This is a genomic window from Glycomyces sp. L485 (genome assembly GCF_022548875.1).
In the GTDB taxonomy this organism is placed as follows: domain Bacteria; phylum Actinomycetota; class Actinomycetes; order Mycobacteriales; family Micromonosporaceae; genus Glycomyces.
Map to the genome: position 1 here is coordinate 1 of NZ_JAKZEW010000049.1, position 25771 is coordinate 25771.

Genomic DNA, 25771 nt, shown 5'->3' on the forward strand with positions numbered 1-25771 from the left:
TTGGAGTCCATCAGAGACGTTGCAGCCCTGAATAACTCAGGTCGACTGCGGCGCATCGGCGGCAGTCGGCGAGGTGGTCAGTGCTGAGGAGCTGGCCGTAGGGGAAGACTTGTCCGAAGCTGACCTCTTGAAGAAGTCCAGCTCAGACTGCCCTAGCCTCTGGTCGGCCTGGGAATACGACCGGAACGGTGAGGCGGCCTTGTTCTATTGCGTCGATCGGTCCTGACCCGGTTGTCGCCGCGGCCTCGGCCGCGGCGTCCGACGGGCACGAGGGAGCCGGCCATCGTGTGGGTCGTGGAACCGCTGCTCCGTGTCAGCGGTGATCCATCCGGGAGGCGCTGCGGAAACTTAGGATGCCCAGATGGCTACAGACGATGATTCCCTCTCTTTCGGTGACGATCGTCCTGATCGGCGATCCGTGGCGAACGTGCCGGCCGGGGTACCTGGTGGGGATCCCGAATTCGGGTCTCCGGCCCGGCTGATCGGCCTGTCCGACGGCGTCTATGCCATCGCTCTTACGCTGCTGGTCCTTGACATCTCGGTCGCCGATGGCCTGGACCCTGAACAGTTCTATCCCGCGCTTCGTCAGACGCTGCCGCAGCTGGGCGCGTACGCACTGAGTTTCGTGGTGATCGCCCTGTTCTGGCGCGGACACCGTCGCATATTCATGTACGTCGGGAAGATCGACGGGCCGCTGATGCGGTTCGCCCTGGCCGGGCTCGGGCTGGTCGCCCTGTTTCCGTTCCCGACCGGCCTTCTAGCGGAGTACGGCACCGAATCGCTGGTAGTGGCCGCATACGCGGCCACAGTCGCGGCAATTGACATCACCTTCCTGATTATGTTGCTGCGCCTCCGGGCGAGACCCCGGCTCACTAAGGATTCGGTCGACATCCGGGCGGTTCTGCCACTTCGCGACCTGGCTGTGCCGGTTGCCGTCTTCCTCCTGTCGATTCCGGTCGCCTTCTTGTCGGCCTCGGCGGGTATGTGGTTTTGGCTGCTGCTCGTGCCGGCGGGATTCGCAGCCGAGCGGCACAGGCGTAGGAGCGCTCGACCGGCCGCTTGACTCGCGTCGGCCGGCGGCCCTCTTAGTTCTGCAGTGCCGCGCGCGCAGCCCGAGGCGGGGAGTGCGGGCTCGAACGGCGCCGTCGACCGTGTCACCGCCCTGACCTGTGCATCGAGACAGTCTCAGACGGCCGGTCCGAGGATGCATCGCTGCAGGTCGACCACTGCCGGCGCGGGCTCTGGATCAGTCCTGGAGCCTCGGCTTCTCGGGGGTCGGCCATGTGGCCGCTCGGTGTGGCGGCAAAAGTGGGCGCGCTCACATTATCTTTCGGTCGAGCTTGGTCCTGTCCGAAAGTATGAGTTCGAGGTCGCCTTTGTATGGGGTGCATTGGTCTTGTGTGGCATTGAGTTCGGGTGAGCGTGGTGAATGGGCGCTATAGCGCCGGTACCGGTCACTCGGGAAAGATGGGTCAAGCTGGAGACGAAGCGCTCCCACGGCGCGATCTACTTGCCAGTAACAAACTTTGGCCTGCGCATATGCCGCCGTACGGTTATCGCGTGCAGATCCGCGAGAACTACGCCGGGGACGGGAGCGAGACCATCGGGAGCGCTCCTCACCTCACGGGGAACCACGTCAAGTCCGTCGACGTGCGCCAGGTCGGGCGCTTGGGAACGCGCCCGATCGCAGCCGGCGCCGCTGCCGTCGGCTCGAACTCTGGTTCCGCCTGGGGCGTCGCGAACGGGGGCGATTCGCCGAAGTTCGCGAATGTCGACGGCAACGTCAGCGCGGAGATGCTCGGGGGCGAAGATCCCCGTCAGCGATTTCTGGACATGCGCTCAAGGCGCATGATCCGGGGAGCCTAGCTTAATGTGCACAATGATCTAGCCGACGAAGGGCGACTTCCCTTTCCGTTGTGGCAGAACCGATTATTCGGGGACGAAGGCCAGTGGGGACACGGCAACGGTAAGGCCGGATCTAGATAGTACAAAACAGGGTACGAAATGATTCCAATGCACTGCAATGGAATCGGAGAGTACGAAATCGCGGATGATACAGCCGTGACCTCAAGGCAGAGCTACCGGCCGACAGGGTAGCGGTAGTGTGGCAGGTTCGCACAGGCGGGTTCAATTCCCGCCCACACCACAGCAAAGCCGCCCAGTGGACCGTGGCGAACGACTACGGTCCAAGGGCTCTTCGGGGATGGTCGCGAGCGGCGCCCACTACGCTGGTACGACCCGCGCCGACCAGCGCGGGACTCGACCCATGCCGACCCCATCGAACCGAAAGCCGCGCCGTGATCCACAGCCTCTTCGACAGCCCCACCGCCTACCGGCCCACCGAGGCCGAACTGGCCGAACCGCTTCCGCCGATCAAGGCCGTGCTCTTCGACTTCAGCAACACCCTGTTCCACATGATCGACCTGACGACCTGGCTGCGGCGCGTCGCCGCGGCGACGGGACGCGACGGCGGCCTCGACCAGGCCGCCGCTCAGCTCTCTGAGACGTACTCGGTTCCTGAGGTAGCAGCGGCCCAGGTCGGGCGTGACCTTTCGGCCGAGCGCCACTGGCGGGCCATGCGGGAGTGGTGGAGCCGCGTGGAGTTCCTCCGCGGCATCGAGGAGCCCGCCTACGACGTCCTGAGGGCCCCCGACACCTGGGTTCCCTATGCCGACACCGGTCCGGTGCTGCGAGAGCTGCGCGACGCCGGGATCCGGATCGGCATCGTCAGCGACCTCGCCTGGGACCTGGACGTTCACCTCGAGCACTTCGGCCTCGGCGGCCTGGTCGAGGACGCCGTCCTGTCCTACCGGCTCGGCCGCGAGAAGCCCGACCCCGAGCTGTTCCGCACCGCCTGCGAGCGCCTCGGCGTCGATCCCCGGGCCGCGCTCATGGTGGGCGACAACCCCGCACGTGACGGCGGTGCCGTGGCCTGCGGCCTCCGTGCCTACATCCTGCCCTCCGAGCCGCGTATCGGCGAGCGGGGCCTGTCCCACGTACTCGACTTCATCGACTGAGCGGCCGATTCCCCGGCGATCGTCGAGGGTGAGCTGCCTTCGGTGGCGGCCCCGGCCTAATCGTCTGCCGAGGGCGGCTTCGGAGCACCAGTGCCGACGATGAGGACCGGCACGGTGGGAGACCTTTTGGGCGACATTGCCCATGGCCGCCGTCGACAGACCGGAGCCGCGGCGGCCCACCACGACCTGTCGCGGCCGCCGTCGGCTTCGCGTTTGATGAGAGCCTATGGGGCACAATGGACCTCATCCAGGCGTGTTACATGCTAGCTTTGGAAGATGGCGGACCCCTCAACCCTCCAAAGCCTGCCTCAGGATCTCCTCGATGAACCTGCCTCGGCTGCACTCGAGTCGCTTATAGACGACGATCCCGTCCCACTGGCCGACTACCTGGAGACCAACGGCGTCGAGGTCGACCGGTTGTGGGAACTACCGAGATGGAACGCCGAGAGCGAACGAACCCCCACGCGCCGCCGCGACGCCGCCGACGATGCCCGGCGGATGAAGGTCCTGCGCCAGGACATGCTCGAGGTCATCGACCGGCCGGCCGGGGCCGCGCTGCTGGGGCTCCACGTCTGGTACCTGTGCTCCGAGGCCTGGGAGCACACCTACCAGTTCGACAGGCTGATCGGCACCCTCGAAGCCTTCGCCTCCACCTGGAAGCTGCTGCGACTCAACGACCCCGACGAGCGCTCGCGCGCGGCCGGAGACGCCGCCGCCCTCCTGGCCGACTCGCTGGCGCGCGAGATCGACGTCGAATCGGCCCTGTGCCGAGGCGAATTCACCCGCCACGCCCAGGCCACCGCCGAGGCCGTGCAGGTCAGTGAACAGCTCATCGAATCCAGTGGCCGCATCGGCGACGAACTCGCGCGGCTGCGCGAGTACTTCCTCGAACTGGCCGGCGCCCGAGCGACCTACTACCGCTCGGTCCTGGCCGCGATCGAGGCCTCCCAAGCCGTCCTCACCGGCGAAGGCGACGCCGCCGCCGGAATCGCGGCACTCCGCCAAGCCGAGAACAGCCCCGACCTCTCCCACATCGAACGAAGCGAACTGCGCGCCCACCGCTTCAGCCTCGAGCGCATCGCGGCGGCATCAGACGACGAATGGCTCACCGTCGACCACGCCAAACTCGTCTACCTCTTCCCCTTCGGTGTGAACGGCCTCCAGCCCGAAAGCGCCGTCGAACTCGTCCGAGCGATGAACTCGCCCCCGAAGATCGCCGGAATCGACGCCCGATCGGTGAGGCAGTCCTTCGAACTCGACGACGTTTGGGCCGGGTCGGGACACCTCGACCGCCGCTTCGAAGGCGCCGCCATCGAACTGCCCCCGGTGACCCTGCGACACGCCGACGGCGAGGAGATCGCCGAGCTGACCGCGGAAGTGCGGGTCTCTCAGTTGGGCAACCACTACCTCAGGCTCGAGACCGAGATCTTCGACTGCGACCCCCACCAAGTCCAGTTCGCCCTGTTCCGAGCCGCCTCCGAACACGCCGCCATCGACGTCTCCTGCGGAGACCACGAGTCAGCATGGGACCGTCTGGCCGAATTCGCCGACGCCGTCCAATCCGGAGTGGCCGACATGCTCGCGGCCCGCGCCCGAGCCACCGTCGAGGCCCGAGCCGGCCGGTACCACGTGCTCGTGTCGGTCCACGAGGCCAGCGCCGGCCGCGGCCCCGCAACCCCGGCCGACCGGCGCCGTCCGGTGGAGTCGGGGGACGATCTGCTCGGCCTGTTCGGCTCCCAGGCGCTGCTGCACCCGGTGCCCAACGGCATCGGGTCGATCTGCGACTGGGCCCGGCTCGCCGTCGACGAGCGCAGACTGCTCAGGAACGTGCGAAAGGACGGCGACCTGGTGGCCGCGACCGCGAACACCACGGTGACGGCCCTGTTCGGCAGCCCGAGTTTCATCATCGGCATGTTCGAGACCGTCGCCGAGTTCGTGGGCTCGCTCGGCGGGCTCTTCAGCGCCTGGCATCACCGGCTGGCCGGTCATCGCCCACGTGTCATGAGCCTGGTCGAGGGCAGAGCCGACGAAGACAGTGCCGAGGCGCTCAGCGCCTACGCCGAGCGGCTCCGCCGCGAACAGCTCGCCCTGCACGATTTCGCGACCGAGGTCCGGTCGGTGCTGTCGCTGATCCGTTCGCCGAACCTGATGACCTCCCCGACTGACGCCGAGACCCTGGTTCTGCTGGTGCGGGCGGCCGAGGTCGAACGGCAGGAACTCGAATTCGCCACCAAGCTGCGGGAACTGCTCAGTGATCGCCTGGAGGTGCGTCTCGACGCGCTGGCCGGGAAGCTTCAGCGCCGCCGCGATGCCGACCACGAGCGCCGGGAACGGTTCAGCAGGAGCATGATGGAGGCGCTGTTGGGCGCCATCGCGGTGTTCGGGATCGCCGGCATCGTCCAGATTCTTCAGACGGCGGGCCAGAATGGCGAAGGGTTCGCCTGGTCGGCGGTGTGGGGAATCTGCGCGTTGGCGGTGGTGTTGAGTGCGTCCGTGTTCTTCTTGTCTTGGAGGGCATGGAAGCCGCGGGACTGATCTCGGTGCGAGAATTGCGGCGTGAACACTGTTCGAATTTCCCAGATCGATCGGCCCGGCCCCGTCCTCGCCGCCGTCTACCGCGAGTTGTTGGAACCGAACTTCCCCCCGCACGAGCTGGACTCGCTGAGCGACATCGAGGCTGCCCTCCAGGAGGGGACCGCCAGCGTCCTTGTGGCCTTCGACGTAGAGGGCCGACCGGTGGCCGTAGCGGTCGGCGACTGGGCTGAGGCCCAGCGGGTGCAGTTGCTCTCCTACCTGGCCGTCGACCCTGCCCACCGTGGGGCGGGGATCGGGGGCCGACTGCTGGAGGCCGCCGTCGAGCGCTGGAGCGGGAGCTATGGGCCGTGCGTGATCGTGGCCGAATTGGAGCACCCGGGTGCGGCGGTCGGCCGGGAGGCGTGGGGCGATCCTCGGCGGCGCTACGACTTCTACGGTCGCCATGGCGCCAAGGTGCTCGACCTGCCGTATTTCCAACCGTCGCTGCGGCCCGGCGAGGGGCGGGCCTACGGCATGGTGTTGATCGTGCTCCACTTGGACGAGGCGTTGCTCGCGCCTGAGCGCGACCATGTGGCCGCGGCTCCGATCCGCGGGTTCTTGGAGGACTACTTCCTGGTCACCGAGGGGGCGGTTCCCGACGACCCTGCCGGCAAGGCCCTGTTCGATGCCGCCGGTGGCCCCAGCGGCATCGCCCTTCTCGATCCGGCCGCCACGCCGCTCGCCGACCTGCCGCGGTCGACGGCCGCGCCCACTGGATCCGGCACGGCCGATTGAGGCGTGGCCTGCGGCCCGAGATACGGTGTCGGGAAGGGCGCCTAGTCGCCCGTGGCAGGCGGCCGATTGTCGTCCCCGATGATGAGGACCGCCGTGGTCGCCAGGTGGGAGACCTTCTGGGCGACATTGCCCATGACCGCTTTCGACAGGCCCGAGCCGTGGCGGCCCAACGCGATGAGGTCGACATCGTGGTCCTTCGCCAACTGCAGGAGGGTCCGGGCGGGAGCCCCGGCCACCACGATGCTTTCAATGGCCTGGCCGCCGATGCGCTCTGCCTTGGAAGCCAGCTCCGCCTGGATCGCCGTGATCGCTGCGGTGTCCTCTGACTCCGTGGACTCGGCGATGTCGTAGGGGACCACGTGGACCAGCAGCAGCCACGTCCGGTCGGCGCCGAGCAGGTCCACCACGGTCTCCAGGGCCCGCTCGGAGGCGGCCGAGCCGTCGACGCCCACCAGCGTGCGAATACGCGAAGCGGCGTCGGCGTCGCTGCCCTCGTCGTAGAGCGTCCTCGGAATCCGCTCGGACCGCTCCTGGACGATGGCCGCGAAGACCGGCCCCAGCACGATCGCCATCAGGATCCATCTGGGGTCGCGGTAGCCCTGCCGCGTCAGCCACCACAGGGCGATGAGTCCGCTGGCGGCCCAGATACCAGCGGCGATGAGGACATACCAGACCGTGAACTCCGCCATTCCAACATGCTAGGGTCCGTGGCCGTTCCCCGCCGACGGTCGAGGAGAGCCGCCGTCGCCCGTGCCCGTTCGGAGTCGTCGTCGACTCGTGTTCAGCCCGCGCTCGTGACGCTTCGGGCGAGTGCGGCGATGTCGTCGGGGCGGACGCGGCAGCAGCCGCCGATGACGGAGGCGCCCGCGGCGACCCATTCGCCCGCCTGGACGGGATCGAATCGGGAGTCGCCGGTCCAGGCCCGTGCGCGGGCGTCCCAGCCTTCGCCGCTGTTGGGGTAGACGATCACGGGTTTACCGGTCGTCTCGCGTGCGATCTCGACGGCGCGCCGGACGTCGGCGGGGGAGCAGCAGTTGACGCCGACCGCGACGACCTGGGGCACGTCCCGGGCCAGCGCGAACGCCTCCTCAAGAGGCTGTCCGGCGCGGGTGCGGTCGCCTTCGATCGTGTAGCTGAGCCAGGCGGGCACGCCCAGTCCTTCGATCGCGGCCGTCAGCGCCGCTCCTTCATCGCTGTCGGGGACCGTCTCCAGCGCGAGCACGTCCGGGCCTGCTTCGGCGAGCGCCTCCAGGCGCGGCCGGTGCCAGGCGGTCAGCTCGGCGACGCTCAGCCCGTAGCGGCCGCGGTACTCCGAGCCGTCGGCCAGGGCCGCGCCGTACGGTCCGACCGAGGCCGCGATCCACCGCTCGCCGCCGACCTCGTCGCAGGCTTGGCGTGCCAGCTCGACGCTGCGGCGCAGGAGCCGTTTCGCCTCCTCGCGTCCTATGCCGCGGGAGGCGAGGCCCTCGAACGAGGCCTGATAGCTCGCCGTGGTCGCGATGCGGGCACCGGAGCGGAAGAACGCCGAGTGCGCGGCGCGGACCGCCTCGGGCGAGTCCATCAGCAGCCGCGCCGACCACAGCGCATCGCTCAGGTCATGGCCGTTCGCCTCGAGCTCGGTCGCCAACCCGCCGTCGGCTATCAGGACCTCGTCCTGGGCAATCTCGAATCCCACGACGCAAGTATGCTCCCCGGCTTCGGATTACGGCACGGTGTAGCCGGCGGCGCGCAGGAGCTCGTACCACTCCGGCCTGGTCAGCGGAACTTCCGATCCCTGCGCCGAACCGGCGACCCGCTCGGGCGAGGTGGTGCCGATGACCACCTGCATCTGCGCGGGGTGGCGGGTGATCCAGGCGACGGCGATCGCGATCGGCGGCACGTCGTACTTCGCGGCGAGCCGGTCGATCACCTCGTTGAGCTCCGGAAAGCGCTCCGAGCCGAGGAACGGGCCGTCGAAGAAGCCCGCCTGGAACGGCGACCATGCTTGCACGGTGATGTCGTGCAGGCGGCAGTAGTCGACCAGGCCGTCGTCGCGGCTGATCGACTGGTCGAGCCCCTGCATGTTGGCGGCCACGCCCTGGGCGATCAATGGGGAGTGGGTGATCGACAGCTGCACCTGGTTGGCGACGATCGGCCGATCGACGTACCGGCGCAGCAGGTCGATCTGGCGCGGGGTGTGGTTCGAGACGCCGAAGGCGCGGACCTTCCCCGCTTCGGCGAGGTCGTCGAAGGCGCGGGCGACCTCCTCGGGTTCGACGAGCGCGTCCGGGCGGTGGAGCAGCAGGATGTCGATGTAGTCGGTGTCGAGCGCCTCCAGCGAGCCGTTCACCGACTCGACGATGTGCTCGTAGGAGAAGTCGAAGTACGGGCCTTCGCGCACGATCCCGGCCTTGGTCTGGATGACCAGCCGTTCGCGCTCGGTGGGCGTCAGCTTCATCGCCTCGGCGAAGCGCCGCTCGCAGCCGTGCACTTCGCTGCCGTAGATGTCGGCGTGGTCGAGGAAGGTGATGCCCGCCTCGGTCGCGGTGCGGACCAGTTTGCGCACCTCGTCATCGGTCTTCTCCTGGATGCGCATCAGGCCGAGCACCACATTGGGCGCGGTGATCTCGGTGCCTGGCAGGTTGAACGTCTTCACGAAAGGTTCCTCGCCTTCAGAGATGGGATGCGGTCAGGCCGCGGAGAGTCGGGTGACCTGGTCGGCGGTGAGCTCGATGTCGGCCGCCCCGGCCGAGTCGCGAATGGATTCCGGCCGTGAGGCGCCCGGAATAGGAACCACCACCGGCGCCAGCGCGAGCTGCCAGGCGAGAGTGACCTGGTAGGCGCTGACGCCGAGCTCGGCCGCGACCTCGCCGAAGGCGGCGTGCCGGTTCGCGAGCTCGGGCGCCTTCGCGATGCCGCCGAGCGGGCTCCACGGCAGGAAGGCGACGCCGAGTTTCGCGCAGTGCTCGAGCTCGCCCTGGCTGGACCTGAACCGCGGCGAGAACTGGTTCTGCACCGAGACGAGTCGGCCGCCGAGGATCTCGTTCGCCTCGTCGATCTGGGCGACGTTCGCGTTCGAGATGCCGGCCATCAGGATCAGGCCCTCGTCGAGCAGGTCGCGGATCGCGCCGACCGAGTCGGCGTACGGCACGGTGGGATCGGGGCGGTGGAACTGGTACAGCCCGATCGCCTCGACGCCGAGCCGCTTCGCCGAGGCCTTCGCCGCCTCCTTGAGGTATTCGGGGCCGCCGTTCTGGGTCCAGCTGCCGTCGCCGGGGCGCAGGTGGCCGCCCTTGGTCGCGACGAGCACCTCGTCGGCGTCGGCGCCGCGCTCGTGCAGGGCCCGCGCGATGAGCGATTCGTTGTGCCCGACTTCGCCTGCGTCGCGGTGGTAGGCGTCGGCGGTGTCGATGAGGGTCACGCCGGCGTCGAGTGCCGCGTGGATCGTCGCGATCGATCGTTCGGCTTCGGGGCGGCCTTCGATGGACATCGGCATGCCGCCGAGGCCGATCGCCGAGACGTCCCGACCGCCGATGGTGCGCTGCTGCATGACTGCTCCTTGAGAATTGAGGCACGTCGATACCGAGGTTCGGTTGCCCACGTGCTTGCCTTCGCCATCCTAGGGAGCACTAATCTAGAAGTCCAACAACTGACATTCATGAGATTGAGAAGCGAAGGAAATCAGTAATGGATCTGCGGCAGATGGAGTACCTGGTCGCACTCGCCGATGAGAGGCACTTCACACGAGCCGCGGAGCTCGCCGGGATCTCGCAATCGGGCCTGTCGGCGGCGATCCGCGGCCTGGAGGAGGAGCTGGGCACCAGCCTGTTCATTCGCACCACGCGCCGGGTCGAACCCACCGAGGCCGGACTGGCGCTCCTGCCCTATGCGCGGACGATGCTCGAACAGGCCGCCGGCGGACGGGACGCGGTGGTCAAGGCCAGCCGCGCCGTGTCCGGTTCCCTGCGGATCGGCGCGGAGCAGTGCCTCGGCCTGGTCGACGTCGCGTCCCTGCTCGACCGGTTCCACCGGCGACACCCCCGAGTCGAGACCCACTTCGTCCAGACCGGCTCCCACGACCTGCTCGGGCTGCTCCGCGCCGGCGAGCTCGACGTCGCGTTCGTAGCCACCGACAAGCATCTCAGCACCCTGCCCCACAAGGAGATCGGTCGCGAGCCGCTCATGGTCCTCCTGCCGCCCGGACATCCGCTCGCCGCCGGGGCGTCGGTCCGCTGGGAGGCTCTCGACGACCAGGACTGCGTCGACTTCGGGCCCTCCTGGGGCGTCCGCACGATGAACGACGCCGCCTTCGCGGCACACGGCGCGCACCGCCGGGTCCGGTGCTCGGTCAACGACGTGCACACCCTCCTGGACCTCGTCGCCCGCGGCCTCGGCATCGCGGTGGTGCCCAGGCACGTCGCCGCGAAGCCGCAGGCCGCCGGGCTTCGGGTCCTCCCGTTGTCCGACGACAGCACTCCTGAATGGATCGTATCGGTCGTCTCCACCGCTTGGGACCAGGCCGACGCCCCGGCCGCGCACCTGCTCGAACTGCTCAAGGACACGCCCGCCTGCGGCGCGGAATCAGCGGAGCCTCTAGCCTGACCGCGTTCGCGTAGCAGGACTCGCCAGTCGGCGACACGGAACGGCCCGAACCCGCGAGGGTTCGGGCCGCTCTCAATGTTTCCTGGCGATACGCGTCGCCTGCATGGTCGCTCAGCTTTCTGCTGAGACGTTCGCCTTCTCGCGCCTGCGCTTGGAGCCCCGCGACAGCGCCCGGTGCTCCTTGCTGAGCGCCTTCCAGGTGGCCGCGCAGATACCGATCATGATGATCGAGAACGGCAGCGCGGTCACGATCGAGACCGTCTGCAGCGCCGCGATACCGCCGACGACCAGCAGGGTGATCGCCACGGCGCCCTCGGCCAGAGCCCAGAACGCCCGGGTGGGCTTCGGCGGCTCCAGGTTTCCGCCGGAGGCGAGCGTGTCGATCACCAGCGAACCGGAGTCGGACGAGGTGACGAAGAACGTCACCACGAGCAGGGTCGCCAGACCGGCCAGGAGCTGCGAGGCCGGCAGCCCGTCGAGCATCGCGAACAGGGCCGAGGCCTCGTCGAGTCCGAGAATGTCGGCGCCTTCCATGGCCTGGTGCAGAGCGGTGCCGCCCATGAACGCGAACCAGACGAACGAGATCGCGGTGGGCACCAGGAGCACTCCCAGGCAGAACTCGCGGACGGTGCGGCCCTTCGAGATCCTCGCGATGAACACGCCGACGAACGGCGCCCAGCTGATCCACCAGCCCCAGTAGAAGGCGGTCCAAGCGGCCTGGAATCCGCCTTCTTCGGGATAGCCGCTCTGTTCGGCCGGGTAGGCGCCGGCGTCGAGCGAGGTCCGGAGGATGTTCTGGAGGTAGTAGCCGACGGTGGTGAACAGCTCACGCAGCTCGAACAGTGTCGGACCGACGATGAAGACGCTGGTGAGCAGGACCGCGGCCGCCACGATATTGATGTTGGAGAGCCATTTGATCCCCTTCTTCACACCTGTCAGGACCGACCACAGTGCGATCGAGGTGATGACGGCGATGATGGCGATCTGGGCGAAGTTGGTCTGTGTGGAGGACTCGGGGGTGGAGACGAGGCCCAGGTAGTCCAGTCCGGCGTTGACCTGCTGGGCGCCGAGGCCGAGCGAGGTCGCCACCCCGAACAGGGTCGACACGACGGCCGTGACGTCGATGAGGTCGCCGAGCCAGCCCCGGACGTGCCTGCCGAGCAGCGGCTCCAGCGCCCATCGCAGCGACAGCGGCCGACCCTTGCGGTGGACGGCGTAGGCCAGTGCCAACCCGACCACCACGTAGATCGCCCAGGCGTGGACGCCCCAGTGCATGAACGAGGCGTGCATGGCGTCGCGGGCGGCCTGCTCGGTTTCGGGCTCGGCGTACGGCGGTGTGGCATAGTGCGCCAGCGGCTCGGCGGCGCCCCAGAACACCAGCCCGATGCCCATTCCGGCGCTGAAGAGCATGGCGAACCAGGACATGCGGGAGAACTCGGGTTTGGAGTCGTCGGGCCCGAGCCTGATGCCTCCGAAGCGGGACAGGCCGACGACCAGCGTGAACACCACGAAGGCGAACACGACCAGGATGTAGTACCAGCCGAGCTTCTCGGTGATCCAGGTGTTGACGCGGTCGAGAACGACTGAGAAGTCGGTCTCCTTGGTTTCGCCATCCGCGGGAGTCTCGGTCTGCCAGAGGGTTCCGACGAGGATGAATGCGAGGATGATGAGCGCCGAGGGATAGAAGACCCTCGGTGCTATGGCCTCGCGCACTCTCGAGACGGCGGCGCGCACCGCCGACTCCGTGGGCTCTTGTGTCTTCTCTCTTGGAGAACTCATTGATTCCTAAGTAGATTTATCGAGGTATGGGGCGATTCCATTCTATTCGAACATGTCCGCGGTCCAGATGCAATGCTGGCTTCGATTGGGCGCAATTCCGTGATTGCGCCGTCGCTTTCCGTGCATTCACACGGTCGGGCTCAGACATTACGTTCGCCACAGGACGATCCAGACGCCGACCAGCGACGCGACCGTCCACAGCACCAGGATGCCGATGCCGTTCCAGGGTGCATGCCGACCTGGTCGGGCAGGTACCGGGCGACGGGCCCGATCGCGGGCATGTTCCCCAGAGTCCGCGAGCCGAGGAACAGCATCGGCAGCAGGATCGACAGCGCCGACACGCCGCCGCGAGGTCGCCGGATCCCGGTGGTGAACAGGCTCAACTGAAGCAAGTGGACCAACGGACCCGGCAGAGCCTCGAACGCGGCCCGGTCGGTGAATGGAGCCGCGTCCGTGCCGAGGCGCGAATGCGAGACCGACCCGACAGGGAGGGCCGCGCCACGTGAGCCGCATCCTCGCCGAACTCGACTGCGCCGACCGTGTCCGACGGTCTATCGGCCCGCGACTCAGGCCCTGTTTTCCGCGGTCACCAGCCAGGCCGCGCCCGGGAACCTGAGGCTGCCGTTCACGCGGTGGCGGCGCAGTTCTGCTCGCACGTCGTCCACGAGTGCCTCCCAGCCGTCGGGGCCCAGGCGGGGAAGCAGTTGCTCTCGAGCGAGGCGTCCGGTTCCAGAGCTGAGGACGGTGGCGAGCCGCTCTTCGACGCCGTCGCTGCCGGAGACGCCGTAGTCGCATTCGAAATCGAGCGGATCGACGTCGATCGAGCCCCAACCGCCGTCCTCCAGCAGCGACGAGAGCCGGTCGGCGTCGGCGAACGCCGTGGGGCCCGGAGCACCCGGCGGCGGCGATTCAGGCTGCGGGTCGAGCCGTTCGGTGAGGAGGGTGGACCCCAGCGTGAACATGGGGTTCTCGTCCAGGCCGCGCCAACAGGCGAAGGCCATCCGTGCCCGTGGTGCGCAGGCCCGGCGAATGTTGGCGAAGGCGGCGGCGGGGTCGTCGAAGAACATGACACCGAACCTGGAGAGCACGCGGTCGTAGGGCCCGTCGGTGAGCAGGTCGGCGACCTGGGCGTCGGCGACGACCACGGTGGCCTCCGGCGCGCGGTGTCGCGCCGCCTCGGCCATCTCCGCCGAGATGTCGACCCCGACGGACGTCGCGTCGGCGGCGACCCCCGCGGCCAGCAATGTTCCGGGGCCGCAACCCACGTCCAGCATCCGGTGCCCCGGCCGCAACGCCGCGGCGTCGATGATGGCCGCCGTCACGGGAGCGAACACCGCGTCGTAGATCGCCTCGTTCGCCACCCAGCCGGCGGCCCCTTCGCGCCAGTTCCGACTCATCTCCTCGTTCGCCACAGGCGTGACTCTACCCGCAGGTTTGCCCTGCGGCCGTGGCATCGACGCTCAGCCGACTCGTCGCAGGAACCAGCGCTGCTGCGGACCTCCGTTGTCGGCCCACTGGATCGCGGTGTCCCCGTTGGACTCCCCGTTGCCGTTGTCGAGCACTTTGCCCGAGCTCTGGCAGGTGAGCTTGACGGCGCCGCCACCGACATCGGTGATTCGCCAGCGCTGCTGCGAGCCGCCGTGATAGGTCCACTGGATGACCGTCGCGCCGTCGCTCGTGCTGGTGCTGTTGTCCAGAGCCATACCCGAGCGCTCGCAGGTGATCGAGTAGCGGCCTTCGCCGACCCACCTGATCCTCCATCGTTGCTGGGGACCGCCGTTCTCGTCCCACTGCATCACGCGCGCGCCCACGGTCGTGCTGTTCCCGTTGTCGAGGACCTTCCCGGAACGTTCGCTCATGAGCGTGTAGACGCCGCCGTCGACCCAGGAGCTCGACCGCATGTGGGCCAGCGTGCCGAAGCCGAGGGCGTCGAAGCCCCCCGAGGTGAGCCCGTAGTCCCCGCCGCCGCCTTCGGCGCGCACTTGGGCGGCCATCCGGGCGACGTTGGGCATCGCGCGCCCGCGCCTGACGCCGTAGTGGTTGTAGACCATTTCCCACACCGGCCTCTCCTGCCCGCGATGATCGGCGGAGATCTGCGTGTGCTCGCGATAGGCGCAGTTCTGTCCGGAGCCCCAGCTGTAGGTCGTGAACGGCAGATCGTCGTGGCCGAGGTTGTAGCGGGCGACGTACTCGGCGGCCTTGGCGAAGGCGTCGTCCCTGGCAGAGTACAGGTCGACGCCCTGATTCCAGGCCATCTCCATGATCGCGGCCATCAAGCCGATGCCCATCATGGAGTGCGCCTGGTCGCGGCCGGACTCCTGCCACTGCGCGAGCCCGTCGCCGTGGACGAATGGGATCGCGTTCTCGATCGAGCCGTTGCCCTCGCCGTTCCAGAAGTAGTCGACCGCCTGGTCGAACAGGGACTGATCGTCGCGCAGAATGCCGATGGCCATGATCGAGGCCATGTTGCACAGGTCCCAGTTCGCCCAGTAGTTGGTGATGCAGGCGTCGTTGTGGTTGACCAGGAACGAGTTGTTCAGCGGATAGAAGACGTCCGTCATCATCTGCCGGAACCGGCCGAGGTCGAAGCCGGGTGCATCCCGGACGAGTTCTGCGGCGTTGCAGAACTGGTAGCCGTAGATCCCGGCCGCCAGGTACCGGTCGGCGTTGCCGGTGATCTCCTGGAGCGTTCCGGACCAGGCGTTGCAGATCTCGACGGCCTTGTCGCGGTGGGCGGTCGAACCGCTGATCCTCCAGTGCAGCGCGTTCTGGTAGGCGGCGTGTACGTCGCGGTACAGCTGCGGGTAGTTCTGCCCGTCGCCGCCGCGGACGATGGTGTCGGTCGGTCTCGGCGTCCAGTCGCTGGAAGCGTGACCGTTGGCGATGAGTTCGTCCCAGCCCTGGCTCCACGGTGCCTGATCAGCGTCGAGCTTCTCCCGCATGCGCGAGAAGTCGGCCTGGGTGTGGAGCATTCCGGGATGAGCGCCGGTCTGGGCCCGGGCGACGGCGGTGCCGCCGAGGCCGCCTATCACCAGGCCGCCGGCGAGGGCCGCTCCTTGGAGCAGTTGCCGCCGGTTGAATGATGCGCCGTGGGCGCGGCGCGGTTCCTCTGTTCGGTTGTAGGTTGACATGGTGCTCCTTTGCGCCATGCGGTGAGCTTCGCCGGGGGCTCCCGCGTATCGAAATCGGATAACGTTATCCGTCAGTGATCACGATAGCGCAAAGATCCACACATTTCAATTGGCCTATTCCTGCTGAAATCCGGCTATCGCCCGGCGAGACCCCCGACCGCGTCGAGGACGAGGTCGAGCCCCGGTTCGAACTCCGCCCGAAACGAAAAGCCGGGCCGCATCAGGTGCTCGGTGGCGAGCGCGGCCAGATGCGGGTACAGGGTGTCGTCGGGAACCGCGCCGATCGCCTCGCTCGGGTCGGTCCCGGGGTCGAGCGGGAAAGACGCCTCCTGAAGAACGAACCCGTAGACGTAGGAGTCGACGATCGTATAGGCGCGCGCGGTCATCGCCGGCGAGAAACCGTTGTTCATCAGCACGCCGACCACCGCGTCGTGGTGACGCAGGGTCGCCGGTCCGGGCGTCGACCTGCTGTCCATCAGCGCCAGTGCCCACGGATGCCGTGCGAGCACCTCGCGCGCGGAGGCGGCGCGAGTGCGGATCTCGGGTCGCCACCGCCCGTGCGCATCCGGAAGCGCGATATGGCCGAACACCAGATCCACCATGCCGTCCAGCAGGTCCTCTTTGTCGGCGATGTGGTTGTACAGCGACATCGGCTTGACTTCGAGTGCGGTCGCCAGCGATCGCATCGTGAGGGCGCCGAGCCCGTCGGCGTCCGCGAGTTCGGCGGCGGCGGCCACCACCCGGTCACGACTCAGAGGCCCTGTCCGCCTCGGCCGGATATCGGCGTCTGCCATATGAGCACTCCTCCTCGATTCGCTTGACCCGCCGACGATACCACCGTAACGTACTAAGTAAGCTTACTAAGTACGTCTGGAGCCTCTCATGTCATCTCTCCTCGCCGGCCGCACCGTCGGCGCCCAGTTCCTGTCCGCCTTCCTCCTCTACGGCGGCGGCAGCGCAATGGCCGACCAGCCGATCGGCATCGGACTCATCCTGCTCAACTCGATCGCGGTGGCCGCGATCGGCGCTTTGATGCTCGGCCCGCTGCGACCGCTCGCCCCGCGAGTCGCCCGGGCGTATCTGGGAGTCCGCATCGCCGAAGCCGTTCTGCTCGGCACCGGCGCGTTCCTCCTGGCTTCGGGCGACTCCGAAGGCAACGACGTCCTCTACGGCGCCGCCATGCTGATCCTCGCCGTCGGCAGCATCCCGTTGTGCCTCGCGCTGGCCGAGCACCGCTGGGCGCCCAAATGGCTCTGCTTGTGGGGCGTCGCCGGATACGCCCTGCTCGGCCTCGGCGCGATCCTGGAGTTCATGGTTCCCGGCGCCGGCGTCGTGCTCTCCGTCCCCGGAGGACTGTTCGAGATCGCCTTCGGCCTGCTGCTCCTCCGCCAAGGGTTCCCGCAGCCTGCATCAGCCTCTCCGAGAGCGGGGGCACTCGTCAAGTGACCTCCGGGTGCCGACCTCGGTCTTGTGCTCGGTGAGCAGCCGCCCCCGGCGCTTCACCAGGTTGCCGCGCACCGGCGCCGGAACGTCTCGCCAGGTCAGGAAAGCCTCGCGGGCCGCTCCGACCGCGGCGTCCACATCGGCCTCGGTTTGCTCGACCGTGCGCGCGAGCAGCTCGACGGTGAGGGCGAGCGCGCTGCCGCCCGGCGAGGTCGTCGAGGTCGACGCCGAGCGCCCGAAGCGGCTTGTGGACATCGGCGGCGGCGCGACTCGAAGGCGCGGGCATGCCCGGCGTGGAACGCGGCCTGCCGCCGCCGGCCATGCTGTGCCTGCGAATGCAGCACGACCGGTCGGCCGACTTCCATGACGCAGTCGACTGGGGCCCTACGAGCCCTGGGCCGGCCCGCCCACTCGTGCTGCTGGAGCGGGGAAGCCGTCCGCAAGCCGCCGAAGCACTGCGGCGAACACCCGAACCGCCCCGAGACCTGTTGTTCGAGGCGATGTGGAGCCTCACCGCCCGCGCCGCGATAGCACTGGGCGACCGAGAGGCGATGGAACGAGCCAAGCTCGAACTCGCGCCGGCAGCAGACGAACTGGCCGGTGCAGGCAGCGGCATGCTCACAGCCGGTCCGCTCTCCCGTCTGTTGACCGACTTGACCGCGGCCACCGGTTGAACTCGGGGGCCACCGAAGCTCGGCGGCGACGGCGCCCATTGAGGCGGAGCGGCCGCGAGGATCCCGACCCGAATCGACGTGCCACTGAGTCGCTAACGCTCATCGAAAGCCTCGCAGGCATTGACTCAATATTTATAATTGTCTATACTCAAATTCGTTCGAAGCGCTCCCATCGGAAAGTCCGCGCGGGGGCTCTCACCAGGTCGGACCGGCACGCGATGGGCAGGGTCCGTAGCCGAGCGAAGGGCATCATCTGTCCTTCATGAACAGTGAAGCGATATTGATCTCCCTATTCACAAAATCAGATCACCATCGAATCGAGACCCGATAACCAACAGCGAAACCGGCGGTAGAAACCTATGCCTGATTTCGATTACCCGAGGCACCGACTCGGTCGCGACAGCGGCCGTAGATCAACACAACTCATCGACAGACCTGAACCGCAGTCCGGCCTTTCAGTTCAGCCGACCGTATTGGGCGAGCGGGACATGGAACGGTTCCGCCGGTACGGCTGGGGTCCCGCTCGTACCGTCCCCCGATTGTCGATCCACGAGGTGATCGAAGGGTATGCCGCCACGATGCCCTCCGCGATCGCCGCCGAACACCGCGGAAACCAGATCACCTACGGTGAGCTGGAACGGCACGCCGACCGGCTGGCCGCCCGCCTCGTTCGGCACGGCGTCCGCCCAGGCCACAACGTCGCGCTGGTCGTCCGCCGTGGAATCCCGATGCTGGTGGGCATCCTGGCGATTCTGAAAACCGGCGCGGCCTATGTGCCACAGGACGCCAAGATGGTGCGGACCCCGGCACTCCGACACATCCTGAACACCGCGGGGACCAAGGTCGTGCTCACGCAGTCCGACGCGCCGGTGGAAATTCCGGCCGGGAATGTCGGTATCGACATCGACGCGGTCATGGCAGAGCGGACCGACGTCCCGGGACCGCGCATCGGCTCGGAACCCGAGCGGGCCTGCTACGTCCTGTTCACCTCGGGAACTACGGGCACGCCCAACGGTGTCGCGGTCACCCACGCCAACGTGGCGAACCTGCTGCTGACCCAGCCCGGCGACCTCGGGATCCGGCCGGGGACCGTCGTCGGCCAGATCCTCAACATCGCCTTCGACATGGCCGCGTGGGAGATCCTCGGATGCCTCACCCACGGCGGCACGCTGCTCATCCGCGGTGACGACATCAGCGAGACCGCCCGCAAGGTGAACGTCCTGATCGCGACCCCGACCATCCTGTCCCGGATCGACCCCGACGCGTGCGAACGGATCCGGACCGTCGCCGTCGCCGGCGAGCCCTGCCCCCGCCCGCTGGCCGAACGGTGGGCCCATCGGAGCACCTTCTACAACGGGTGCGGCCCGACCGAGACCACGATCGTGAACACGATGCAGCTGTACCGCCCAGGCGCCGAGCTACTCACGATCGGCAAGCCCACACCCAACAACACCGTCTACATCCTCGACGAGCAGCGCAATCCCCTCCCGATCGGCGAGGTAGGCGAGATGTGGGCGGGCGGGGACTGCGTCTCCGCCGGCTATCTGGCCAACCCCGAGCTCAACGCCGAGCGTTACGCGCCCGATCCGTTCCTCGGCGGCGGCAAGATGATGTTCCGCACCCGCGACCTGGGCCGCTGGACCCACGAAGGCGAGCTCGAGCACTTCGGACGCACCGACGATCAGGTGAAGGTCCGCGGATTCCGAGTCGAGCTGGACTCGGTGTCCGCCGTCCTGGAGAGCGTGCCCGACTGCGTCAGGGCCGCCACCGTCAAACTGGACGACCGCTCGCTGGTCTCATTCGTCCAGCCCGCAACCGTCGATTCGGACCTCGCTCGCAAAGCCGTCGCCGACGCCCTGCCGTACTACTGCGTGCCGGACGCCGTCCACGGAATCGACGCGCTCCCCTTGACCTGCCGAGGCAAGATCGACAAGGCACAGCTGCTGAGTCTCGCACGTGCCGAGGGAGGTGCGGCGGCATGAGCCTCCTCAAGGAAGGTACTACCGGCGAAGTCGCGCTCCCGCCACTCCTTCCGCGAACGCGACGCGTCTTCAAACATCCGGCGCTGATGCACTACAACCGGCTGGCCGCGGCAGTGATCGCGGTGAACCTGGCGGCGATGGGTCTGGCACTGCCCGACGGCATCACCGCCGAGTTCGCCTCCCGAGCCGCGCTGGTCAACTTCGCCCTGGCAATCCTGATCCGCCGTCAACGCCTGATCAACCTGCTGTTCCGGCTGGCCACGGCCGCACCGGTCACGTGGCCGCTGCGAGTGCGCTGGACGCTGGCCAAGGTGTACCACTTCGGCGGCCTGCACGTCGGAGGAGCGCTTGCGGGGACGCTGTGGTTCGGCGTGTTCGTCGCTCTGTCCACCGCCCAGAGCGCGCCCGCCGACGTTCTCGTGGTGGCGTACGCGCTGGTGGCGCTGTTCGTCTGCATCGTGGTGACGACGCTCCCGAAGCTGCGGGCCAAGTACCACAACCGCTTCGAGCTGGTCCACCGTTTCGGCGGCTGGCTGTCGCTGGTGCTCCTGTGGATCCTCACGTTCGTCCAGGTCGGACACAGCGGGGCATCGCTGGTCTCCACGCCGGAGTTCTGGGTGCTGTCCGTCATCACAGTGGCGATCGCCGCACCGTGGACCCGTCTGCGCCGAGTCCCGGTGGACATCGAGCGGCCGTCGTCGCACGTGGCCATCGCCCGGTTCACACACGGCCGCAAACCCTTTGCCGGATCCTCGACCGCGATCAGCCGATCCCCGCTGCGGGAGTGGCATTCGTTCGCGAACATCCCATCGCCCGACGAGCACGGCTTCCGGCTGACGATCTCACGCGCGGGCGACTGGACCGGCCGGTTCATCGACGACATGCCGAAGCATGTGTGGGTCAAGGGCATCACGGTGGCAGGAGTTGCCAACATCGAGGTCCTGTTCCGCAGGGTCGTATACGTGGCGACCGGCAGCGGCATAGGCCCCTGCCTTCCCCACCTGCTCGCCCAGAAGGTTCCGGCGCTCCTGGTCTGGTCGACCCGCGCACCGCGGGAGACGTTCGGCGACGGACTGATCGACGAGATCCTCGCTGTCCAGCCCGACGCTCGGATCTGGGACACCGCACAGCAAGGCAAACCCGACATGGTCCGCCTGGCCTGCGAGGCCCACCGCGACTTCGGCGCCGAGGCGGTCATCTGCATCTCCAACAAGAAACTCACCTGGCAGGTAGTCCACGGCCTCGAACGCAGGGGCATCCCCGCGTACGGCGCCATCTGGGACTCCTGAGAAAGGCAGACATCGTGCCACTGAAGATCGAACGCACAGGCCGGGTCGTGCGGGTGCGCCTGCACCGGCCCGAAGTCCTCAACGCCCTCGACACCGAGCTCATGACCGAACTGGTCGACGCTTTGACGCCCCTCGACCGCGACCCCGACGTCGGCTGCTTCGTGATCACCGGATCCGAACGCGCCTTCGCGGCCGGCGCCGACATCGCCGAGATGTCCGAGAAGTCCGCCGCGGACATGATGACCGAGGACTTCTTCGCCGGGTGGGAGGCCTTCGCGGCCCTGCGCACACCGAAGATCGCCGCGGTCGCCGGCTACGCGCTCGGCGGCGGGTGCGAACTGGCGATGATGTGCGACCTGATCATCGCGGCCGACAACGCCAAATTCGGCCAGCCCGAGATCACGCTCGGCGTCATTCCCGGCATCGGCGGTACACAGCGGCTCACCAGACTGGTGGGCAGGGCCAAGGCGATGGACATGATCCTCACCGGCAGGCTGGTCGACGCCGACGAGGCCGAGCGCATCGGCCTGGTCTCCCGAGTCGTGCCCGCCGACCGTCTGTCCACCGAGGCCGCCGAAGTCGCCGAGCAGATCGCCGGTTACGGCAAGCTCGCCGTGATGGCCGCACGTGACTGCGTCGACCGCGCGTTGGAGACGGGCCTCGCCGACGGCATCCGATACGAGCGAAGGGTCTTCCACTCGCTCTTCGCGACGCAGGACCAGAAGGAGGGGATGCAGGCGTTCCTGGAGAAGCGATCGGCGTCGTTCACCGGGCAGTGAGCTCGCGGCCGGACGTGAACGGTGTCAACCGGAGCGGTGGTCGTCGGAGAACGCAGCTCTTGCCGCATCTGATCTGGCCGCAAGCCGACGCGCCCTATGCTGTAACCGGACCAGGCCACAGAGTGTCGATCGGGGAGGTCCCACCGTCCTCAACGCGCAGACGCGCAGCTGTAGCCTCGGTCCGGTGACGGGCGAAGCGGTTGTGAACTTGACCGGGAGTCAGGCGAGATCGAACCGGTCGAGGTTCATGACCTTCGTCCAGGCTTTGACGAAGTCGCGCACGAAATGCTCCTCGCCGTCGTCGCTCGCGTAGACCTCGGCCACCGCGCGGAGCTCCGAATTCGAGCCGAAGACCAGGTCGACGCGGCTGCCGGTCCATTTGACCTCGCCGGTGGCGTTGTCGCGGGCCTCGTAGGTCTGCGAGTCCTTCGAAGTCGCCGTCCAAGTGATGTCAGGCGCGAGCAGATTCACGAAGAAGTCGTTGGTCAGCGTGCCGAGTCTGTCGGTGAACACACCGAGCGGCGAGGCCTTGAAGTTCGCCCCCAGAACCCGCAGCCCGCCGATGAGGACGGTCATCTCCGGCACGTTGAGGGTGAGCAGGTTCGACCGGTCGACGAGGTGGAACTCGGCCGGGACCGGGTGTTCCTTGCCGAGGTAGTTGCGGAACCCGTCCGCGGTCGGCTCGAGCGGCGCGAAGGACTCGGCGTCGGTCTGCTCTGCCGAGGCGTCGACGCGGCCTGGCGCGAACGGGACCGCCACATCGTGTCCGGCGTCCTTCGCGGCCTGTTCGACGGCCGCGGACCCGCCGAGGACGATCAAGTCGGCCAGCGAGACATGCCTGCCCCGGGTGGCGTTGAACGCCTCCCGGACGCCCTCCAACCCGCGGAGCACGATCGCGAGCTGGTCGGGTTCGTTGACCTCCCAGTCCTTCTGCGGTTCGAGCCGGATGCGGGCGCCGTTGGCGCCGCCGCGCTTGTCGCTGCCGCGGAACGAGGAGGCCGCGGCCCAGGCGACGGAGACCAGTTGCGGGACCGTGAGGCCCGAGGCGAGGATCCGGTCCTTGAGCTCGGCGATGTCATCGTCGCCGATCGGATCGTGCGTCGCCTCCGGGAGCGGGTCCTGCCACAGCAGCCGCTCTTCCGGGACCTCAGGGCCGAGATAGCGGGCGATCGGCCCCATGTCGCGGTGGGTCAGTTTGAACCACGCGCGGGCGAAAGCGTCCGCCAGCTCGTCCGGGTGCTCGAGGAAGCGCCGCGAGATCGGCTCGTAGACCGGGTCGAAGCGCAGCGAGAGGTCGGTGGTCAGCATCGTGGGCGCGTGGCGTTTGGCAGGGTCGTGCGCGTCGGGGACCGTGTCCGCGCCCGCGCCTTCCTTCGGCCGCCACTGGTGGGCCCCGGCCGGGCTCTGCGTCAGCTCCCATTCGAACCCGAACAGGATTTCCAGGAAGCCGTTGTCCCACTGGGTCGGCGTGCTCGTCCACGTGCCTTCGAGCCCGCTGGTGATGGTGTCAGGGCCCTTGCCGGTGCCGAACGCGTTGCTCCAGCCCAGGCCTTGCGCTTCGAGCGGGGCGGCCTCAGGTTCCGGGCCGAGGTTCGATTCGGGAGCCGCGCCGTGAGTCTTGCCGAAGGTGTGGCCGCCGACGATGAGCGCGACGGTCTCCTCGTCGTCCATCGCCATGCGGCGGAACGTCTCGCGGATGTCGGCCGCCGCGGCGACCGGATCCGGATTGCCGTCGGGACCTTGCGGGTTGACGTAGATGAGCCCCATCTGGGCCGCGGCGAACGTGTCCTCGAGCTCGCGTTTGCCGTGGTATCGCTGCTGTTCGAGCCAGCCGGACTCGGGCCCCCAGTAGACGTCCTCGTCGGCCTCCCAGGCGTCTCTCCGACCGCCGCCGAATCCGAAGGTCTTCAAACCCATCGACTCCAGGGCGACGTTCCCGGCGAGGATCATCAGGTCGGCCCACGAGAGGCTGCGGCCGTACTTCTGCTTGACCGGCCACATCAGGCGACGGGCCTTGTCGAGGCTGATGTTGTCGGGCCAGCTGTTGAGCGGCGCGAAGCGCTGCTGGCTGGTGCCGGCGCCGCCGCGGCCGTCGCTGATGCGGTAGGTGCCGGCGCTGTGCCAGGCCATGCGGATAATGAGCGGGCCGTAATGCCCGAAGTCGGCCGGCCACCAGTCTTGCGAGGTGGTCAGGACCGCCTTGATGTCCCGCTTCACCGCCGCCAGGTCCAGGCGTTCGAAGGCCGCGACGTAGTCGAAGTCCTCGCCGAGCGGGTTGCCGGGGCTCTTGGCGAGCAGTTTCAAGTTGAGCCGGTCGGGCCACCATTCGCGGTTCCCGCCGCCTTGGGCGGGGAGCAGCGCGCGGCGGTAGCTCTCCTCGGATTCGGTGTCGGGAACGTTGGCGTCTTGCTGGGCAGACATCGGGAATCCTCACGCGTCGTGGCTTCGGGGAGCCCTCGATCCGCGATGGGGGAGCCCCTTGACCTCATATCACCACAATACCTACGAATACTAGGAATTCGCCTACATTCTGGCGGCGTTGCACGCGGCCGTATGAGCGCGACTCAGCGCTCCGCTCGGGCCGGGCGCGCGCACCCGGCTACGCGGACAAACGTCCGTACGCGGTCTGGGCCTCGCTATCGATTCTGCAGGCCTCATAGCGGCCTATGCGAACACATTTCCGCAGGTAGCAGCCATGCGAGGCCGCCTGACTGACCCTAGCGCGGCCGAAACGACTCCGCCGGTACTACAACCGGAGTTCACGCTGTGACGTCGTGGAACTCTTCCCTGATGGTGAGGTAGCGGCTGACGCGAACCGGGGTGGTTCAAACGTGCGGCTGGGACCCGCGCGGTCCTGGCGGCCGCATTCGAGCCCGTCAGCCGCGGCGAGACCGGAATACGCCCGGACCTCGACCGACGTGATGGGCGCGGGCCGGATCGTCCCTGGCCGACCGACTCTTCGGTGCGGGCTGTTTGATCGAAGCCGTCCGACTGCACCGACTGCACCGACTGCGCGATGGCACGCATTGGGTCCAGCCGCAATCCGACCTGGTTCCGCTCGCGTTATAGGCCAGGCACATCTCAAGCGGCGCCCAGCAATCGACTAGTCCCGCAACTGGTAGCCCGGATTGCGCCAACGGTGACCTGGATTGACAAAGTTGGACCTCACAACTTAATATTTCATCGACGCTCGTCGATGAAATGTTGCGAGCGTCGTTGCTCAGGCAACACACAGTGAAGGAGCGTCATGCTAGACACCATTCGAAGAACCCGGAAACGGGCAATCCTGATCATCATGTCCATGGTCGGCGCCTTGGTCGGTGTCGGGCTCGTAGCGCCGATGGTCGCGAACGCCGAGGAAGGCTGTGAGGTCGACTTCAACGTCGTCAACGACTGGGGCTCGGGCTTCCAGGCCAACGTCAGCATCACCGCCGGTGAGGCGATCGACGGCTGGACGATCGAGTGGGACTTCACCTCCTCGGTCTCGGGCGTGGACGCCTGGAATGTGTCGAACCAGTCGTTGGACGGTTCGCACTTCAGCGCCACGGATGCCGGTTGGAACGGCTCGATCGCCTCCGGCCAGACCCGCGAGGTCTTCGGCTTCACCGCTTCCGGCACCGGTGGAGACGTCACCAACGTGAAGATCAACGGCGTCGCCTGCGACGGGAGCGACAACCCGACCTCCGACGAGCCGACGACCGACGAGCCAACCACGGACGACCCGACCACGCCCCCCATAGGCGATGCGCAGATCGTCGAAGACATGGGCGCCGGCTGGAATCTGGGA

The 25771-nt window shown here is 67.8% G+C and carries 22 protein-coding genes and 1 pseudogene; 12 read left to right on the top strand and 11 right to left on the bottom strand.

The genetic code is table 11. The annotated features are described in order from the left end of the window. The first annotated feature begins 361 nt into the window (after positions 1-361). The 5 genes from L0U85_RS17945 to L0U85_RS17965 all read left to right on the top strand — a co-directional run bounded on the left by L0U85_RS17945 (position 362) and on the right by L0U85_RS17965 (position 6326). Complete coding sequence (locus L0U85_RS17945; protein WP_241379130.1) at positions 362-1063, top strand: DUF1211 domain-containing protein; 702 nt, start codon at positions 362-364, stop codon at positions 1061-1063. Positions 1064-1560: 497 nt separating this feature from the next. Continuing rightward, entirely contained in the window at positions 1561-1866 is a 306-nt protein-coding gene (locus tag L0U85_RS17950) for a hypothetical protein (protein WP_241379131.1), read from the top strand. Between the two features lie 431 nt (positions 1867-2297). Next, entirely contained in the window at positions 2298-3017 is a 720-nt protein-coding gene (locus tag L0U85_RS17955; RefSeq protein ID WP_241379132.1) for an HAD family hydrolase, read from the top strand. A 276-nt stretch (positions 3018-3293) separates the two neighbouring features. Beyond that, a complete protein-coding gene (locus L0U85_RS17960; protein ID WP_241379133.1) occupies positions 3294-5552 on the top strand; it encodes a hypothetical protein in 2259 nt (752 codons plus the stop codon). Between the two features lie 21 nt (positions 5553-5573). Continuing rightward, positions 5574-6326: a GNAT family N-acetyltransferase gene (locus tag L0U85_RS17965; protein ID WP_241379134.1), complete on the top strand. Its 753-nt coding sequence runs from the start codon at positions 5574-5576 to the stop codon at positions 6324-6326. A gap of 41 nt (positions 6327-6367) precedes the next feature. On the opposite strand, the gene L0U85_RS17970 is transcribed toward L0U85_RS17965, so the two are convergent. The 4 genes from L0U85_RS17970 to L0U85_RS17985 all read right to left on the bottom strand — a co-directional run bounded on the left by L0U85_RS17970 (position 6368) and on the right by L0U85_RS17985 (position 9855). Continuing rightward, on the bottom strand, positions 6368-7015 hold the full coding sequence (locus tag L0U85_RS17970; protein ID WP_241379135.1) for a universal stress protein: 648 nt from the start codon (positions 7013-7015) through the stop codon (positions 6368-6370). Positions 7016-7107: 92 nt separating this feature from the next. Further along, a complete protein-coding gene (gene mmuM, locus L0U85_RS17975; protein WP_241379136.1) occupies positions 7108-8001 on the bottom strand; it encodes a homocysteine S-methyltransferase in 894 nt (297 codons plus the stop codon). A gap of 27 nt (positions 8002-8028) precedes the next feature. Next, the gene (locus L0U85_RS17980) at positions 8029-8961 is read right to left on the bottom strand and encodes an aldo/keto reductase (RefSeq protein WP_241379137.1); all 933 of its coding nucleotides are present in this window, start codon (positions 8959-8961) and stop codon (positions 8029-8031) included. 33 nt (positions 8962-8994) lie between these two features. Further along, positions 8995-9855, bottom strand: coding sequence for an aldo/keto reductase (locus L0U85_RS17985; RefSeq protein ID WP_241379138.1), 861 nt, complete (start codon positions 9853-9855; stop codon positions 8995-8997). 137 nt (positions 9856-9992) lie between these two features. On the opposite strand from L0U85_RS17985, the gene L0U85_RS17990 reads away from it, so the two are divergent. Further along, entirely contained in the window at positions 9993-10907 is a 915-nt protein-coding gene (locus tag L0U85_RS17990; RefSeq protein ID WP_241379139.1) for a LysR family transcriptional regulator, read from the top strand. Between the two features lie 111 nt (positions 10908-11018). Here L0U85_RS17990 and L0U85_RS17995 read toward each other — a convergent pair whose 3' ends face one another. The 5 genes from L0U85_RS17995 to L0U85_RS18015 form a co-directional block, all read right to left on the bottom strand. Next, complete coding sequence (locus L0U85_RS17995; RefSeq protein WP_241379140.1) at positions 11019-12686, bottom strand: BCCT family transporter; 1668 nt, start codon at positions 12684-12686, stop codon at positions 11019-11021. Positions 12687-12826: 140 nt separating this feature from the next. Then, complete coding sequence (locus L0U85_RS18000) at positions 12827-13069, bottom strand: hypothetical protein (protein WP_241379141.1); 243 nt, start codon at positions 13067-13069, stop codon at positions 12827-12829. 183 nt (positions 13070-13252) lie between these two features. Then, positions 13253-14098, bottom strand: coding sequence for a class I SAM-dependent methyltransferase (locus L0U85_RS18005; RefSeq protein ID WP_241379142.1), 846 nt, complete (start codon positions 14096-14098; stop codon positions 13253-13255). Positions 14099-14146: 48 nt separating this feature from the next. After that, entirely contained in the window at positions 14147-15817 is a 1671-nt protein-coding gene (locus L0U85_RS18010; protein ID WP_241379143.1) for an RICIN domain-containing protein, read from the bottom strand. A 134-nt stretch (positions 15818-15951) separates the two neighbouring features. Next, positions 15952-16611: a TetR/AcrR family transcriptional regulator gene (locus tag L0U85_RS18015; RefSeq protein WP_277606009.1), complete on the bottom strand. Its 660-nt coding sequence runs from the start codon at positions 16609-16611 to the stop codon at positions 15952-15954. An 88-nt stretch (positions 16612-16699) separates the two neighbouring features. Between L0U85_RS18015 and L0U85_RS18020 the strand changes: the two genes are divergently transcribed. Further along, a complete protein-coding gene (locus L0U85_RS18020; protein ID WP_241379145.1) occupies positions 16700-17263 on the top strand; it encodes a DUF4386 family protein in 564 nt (187 codons plus the stop codon). A gap of 12 nt (positions 17264-17275) precedes the next feature. Here the strand turns inward: L0U85_RS18020 and L0U85_RS18025 are convergent. Then, a pseudogene (locus tag L0U85_RS18025) lies at positions 17276-17515 on the bottom strand (aldehyde dehydrogenase family protein); the annotation flags it as partial. A gap of 29 nt (positions 17516-17544) precedes the next feature. On the opposite strand from L0U85_RS18025, the gene L0U85_RS18030 reads away from it, so the two are divergent. From L0U85_RS18030 to L0U85_RS18045, 4 genes are all read left to right on the top strand, one after another. Beyond that, entirely contained in the window at positions 17545-17934 is a 390-nt protein-coding gene (locus L0U85_RS18030) for a hypothetical protein (RefSeq protein WP_241379147.1), read from the top strand. Positions 17935-18422: 488 nt separating this feature from the next. Next, the gene (locus L0U85_RS18035; protein WP_347177479.1) at positions 18423-19916 is read left to right on the top strand and encodes an amino acid adenylation domain-containing protein; all 1494 of its coding nucleotides are present in this window, start codon (positions 18423-18425) and stop codon (positions 19914-19916) included. After that, positions 19913-21205, top strand: coding sequence for a hypothetical protein (locus L0U85_RS18040; RefSeq protein WP_241379149.1), 1293 nt, complete (start codon positions 19913-19915; stop codon positions 21203-21205). Before L0U85_RS18035 ends, L0U85_RS18040 begins: the two co-directional genes overlap by 4 nt. A gap of 14 nt (positions 21206-21219) precedes the next feature. Further along, entirely contained in the window at positions 21220-21984 is a 765-nt protein-coding gene (locus tag L0U85_RS18045; RefSeq protein ID WP_241379150.1) for an enoyl-CoA hydratase-related protein, read from the top strand. A 219-nt stretch (positions 21985-22203) separates the two neighbouring features. Here L0U85_RS18045 and katG read toward each other — a convergent pair whose 3' ends face one another. Continuing rightward, entirely contained in the window at positions 22204-24405 is a 2202-nt protein-coding gene (katG, locus tag L0U85_RS18050; protein ID WP_277606010.1) for a catalase/peroxidase HPI, read from the bottom strand. An 874-nt stretch (positions 24406-25279) separates the two neighbouring features. Here katG and L0U85_RS18055 point away from each other — a divergent pair. Next, on the top strand, positions 25280-25771 hold a 492-nt coding region (locus L0U85_RS18055), incomplete at its 3' end, for a cellulose binding domain-containing protein (protein ID WP_241379151.1).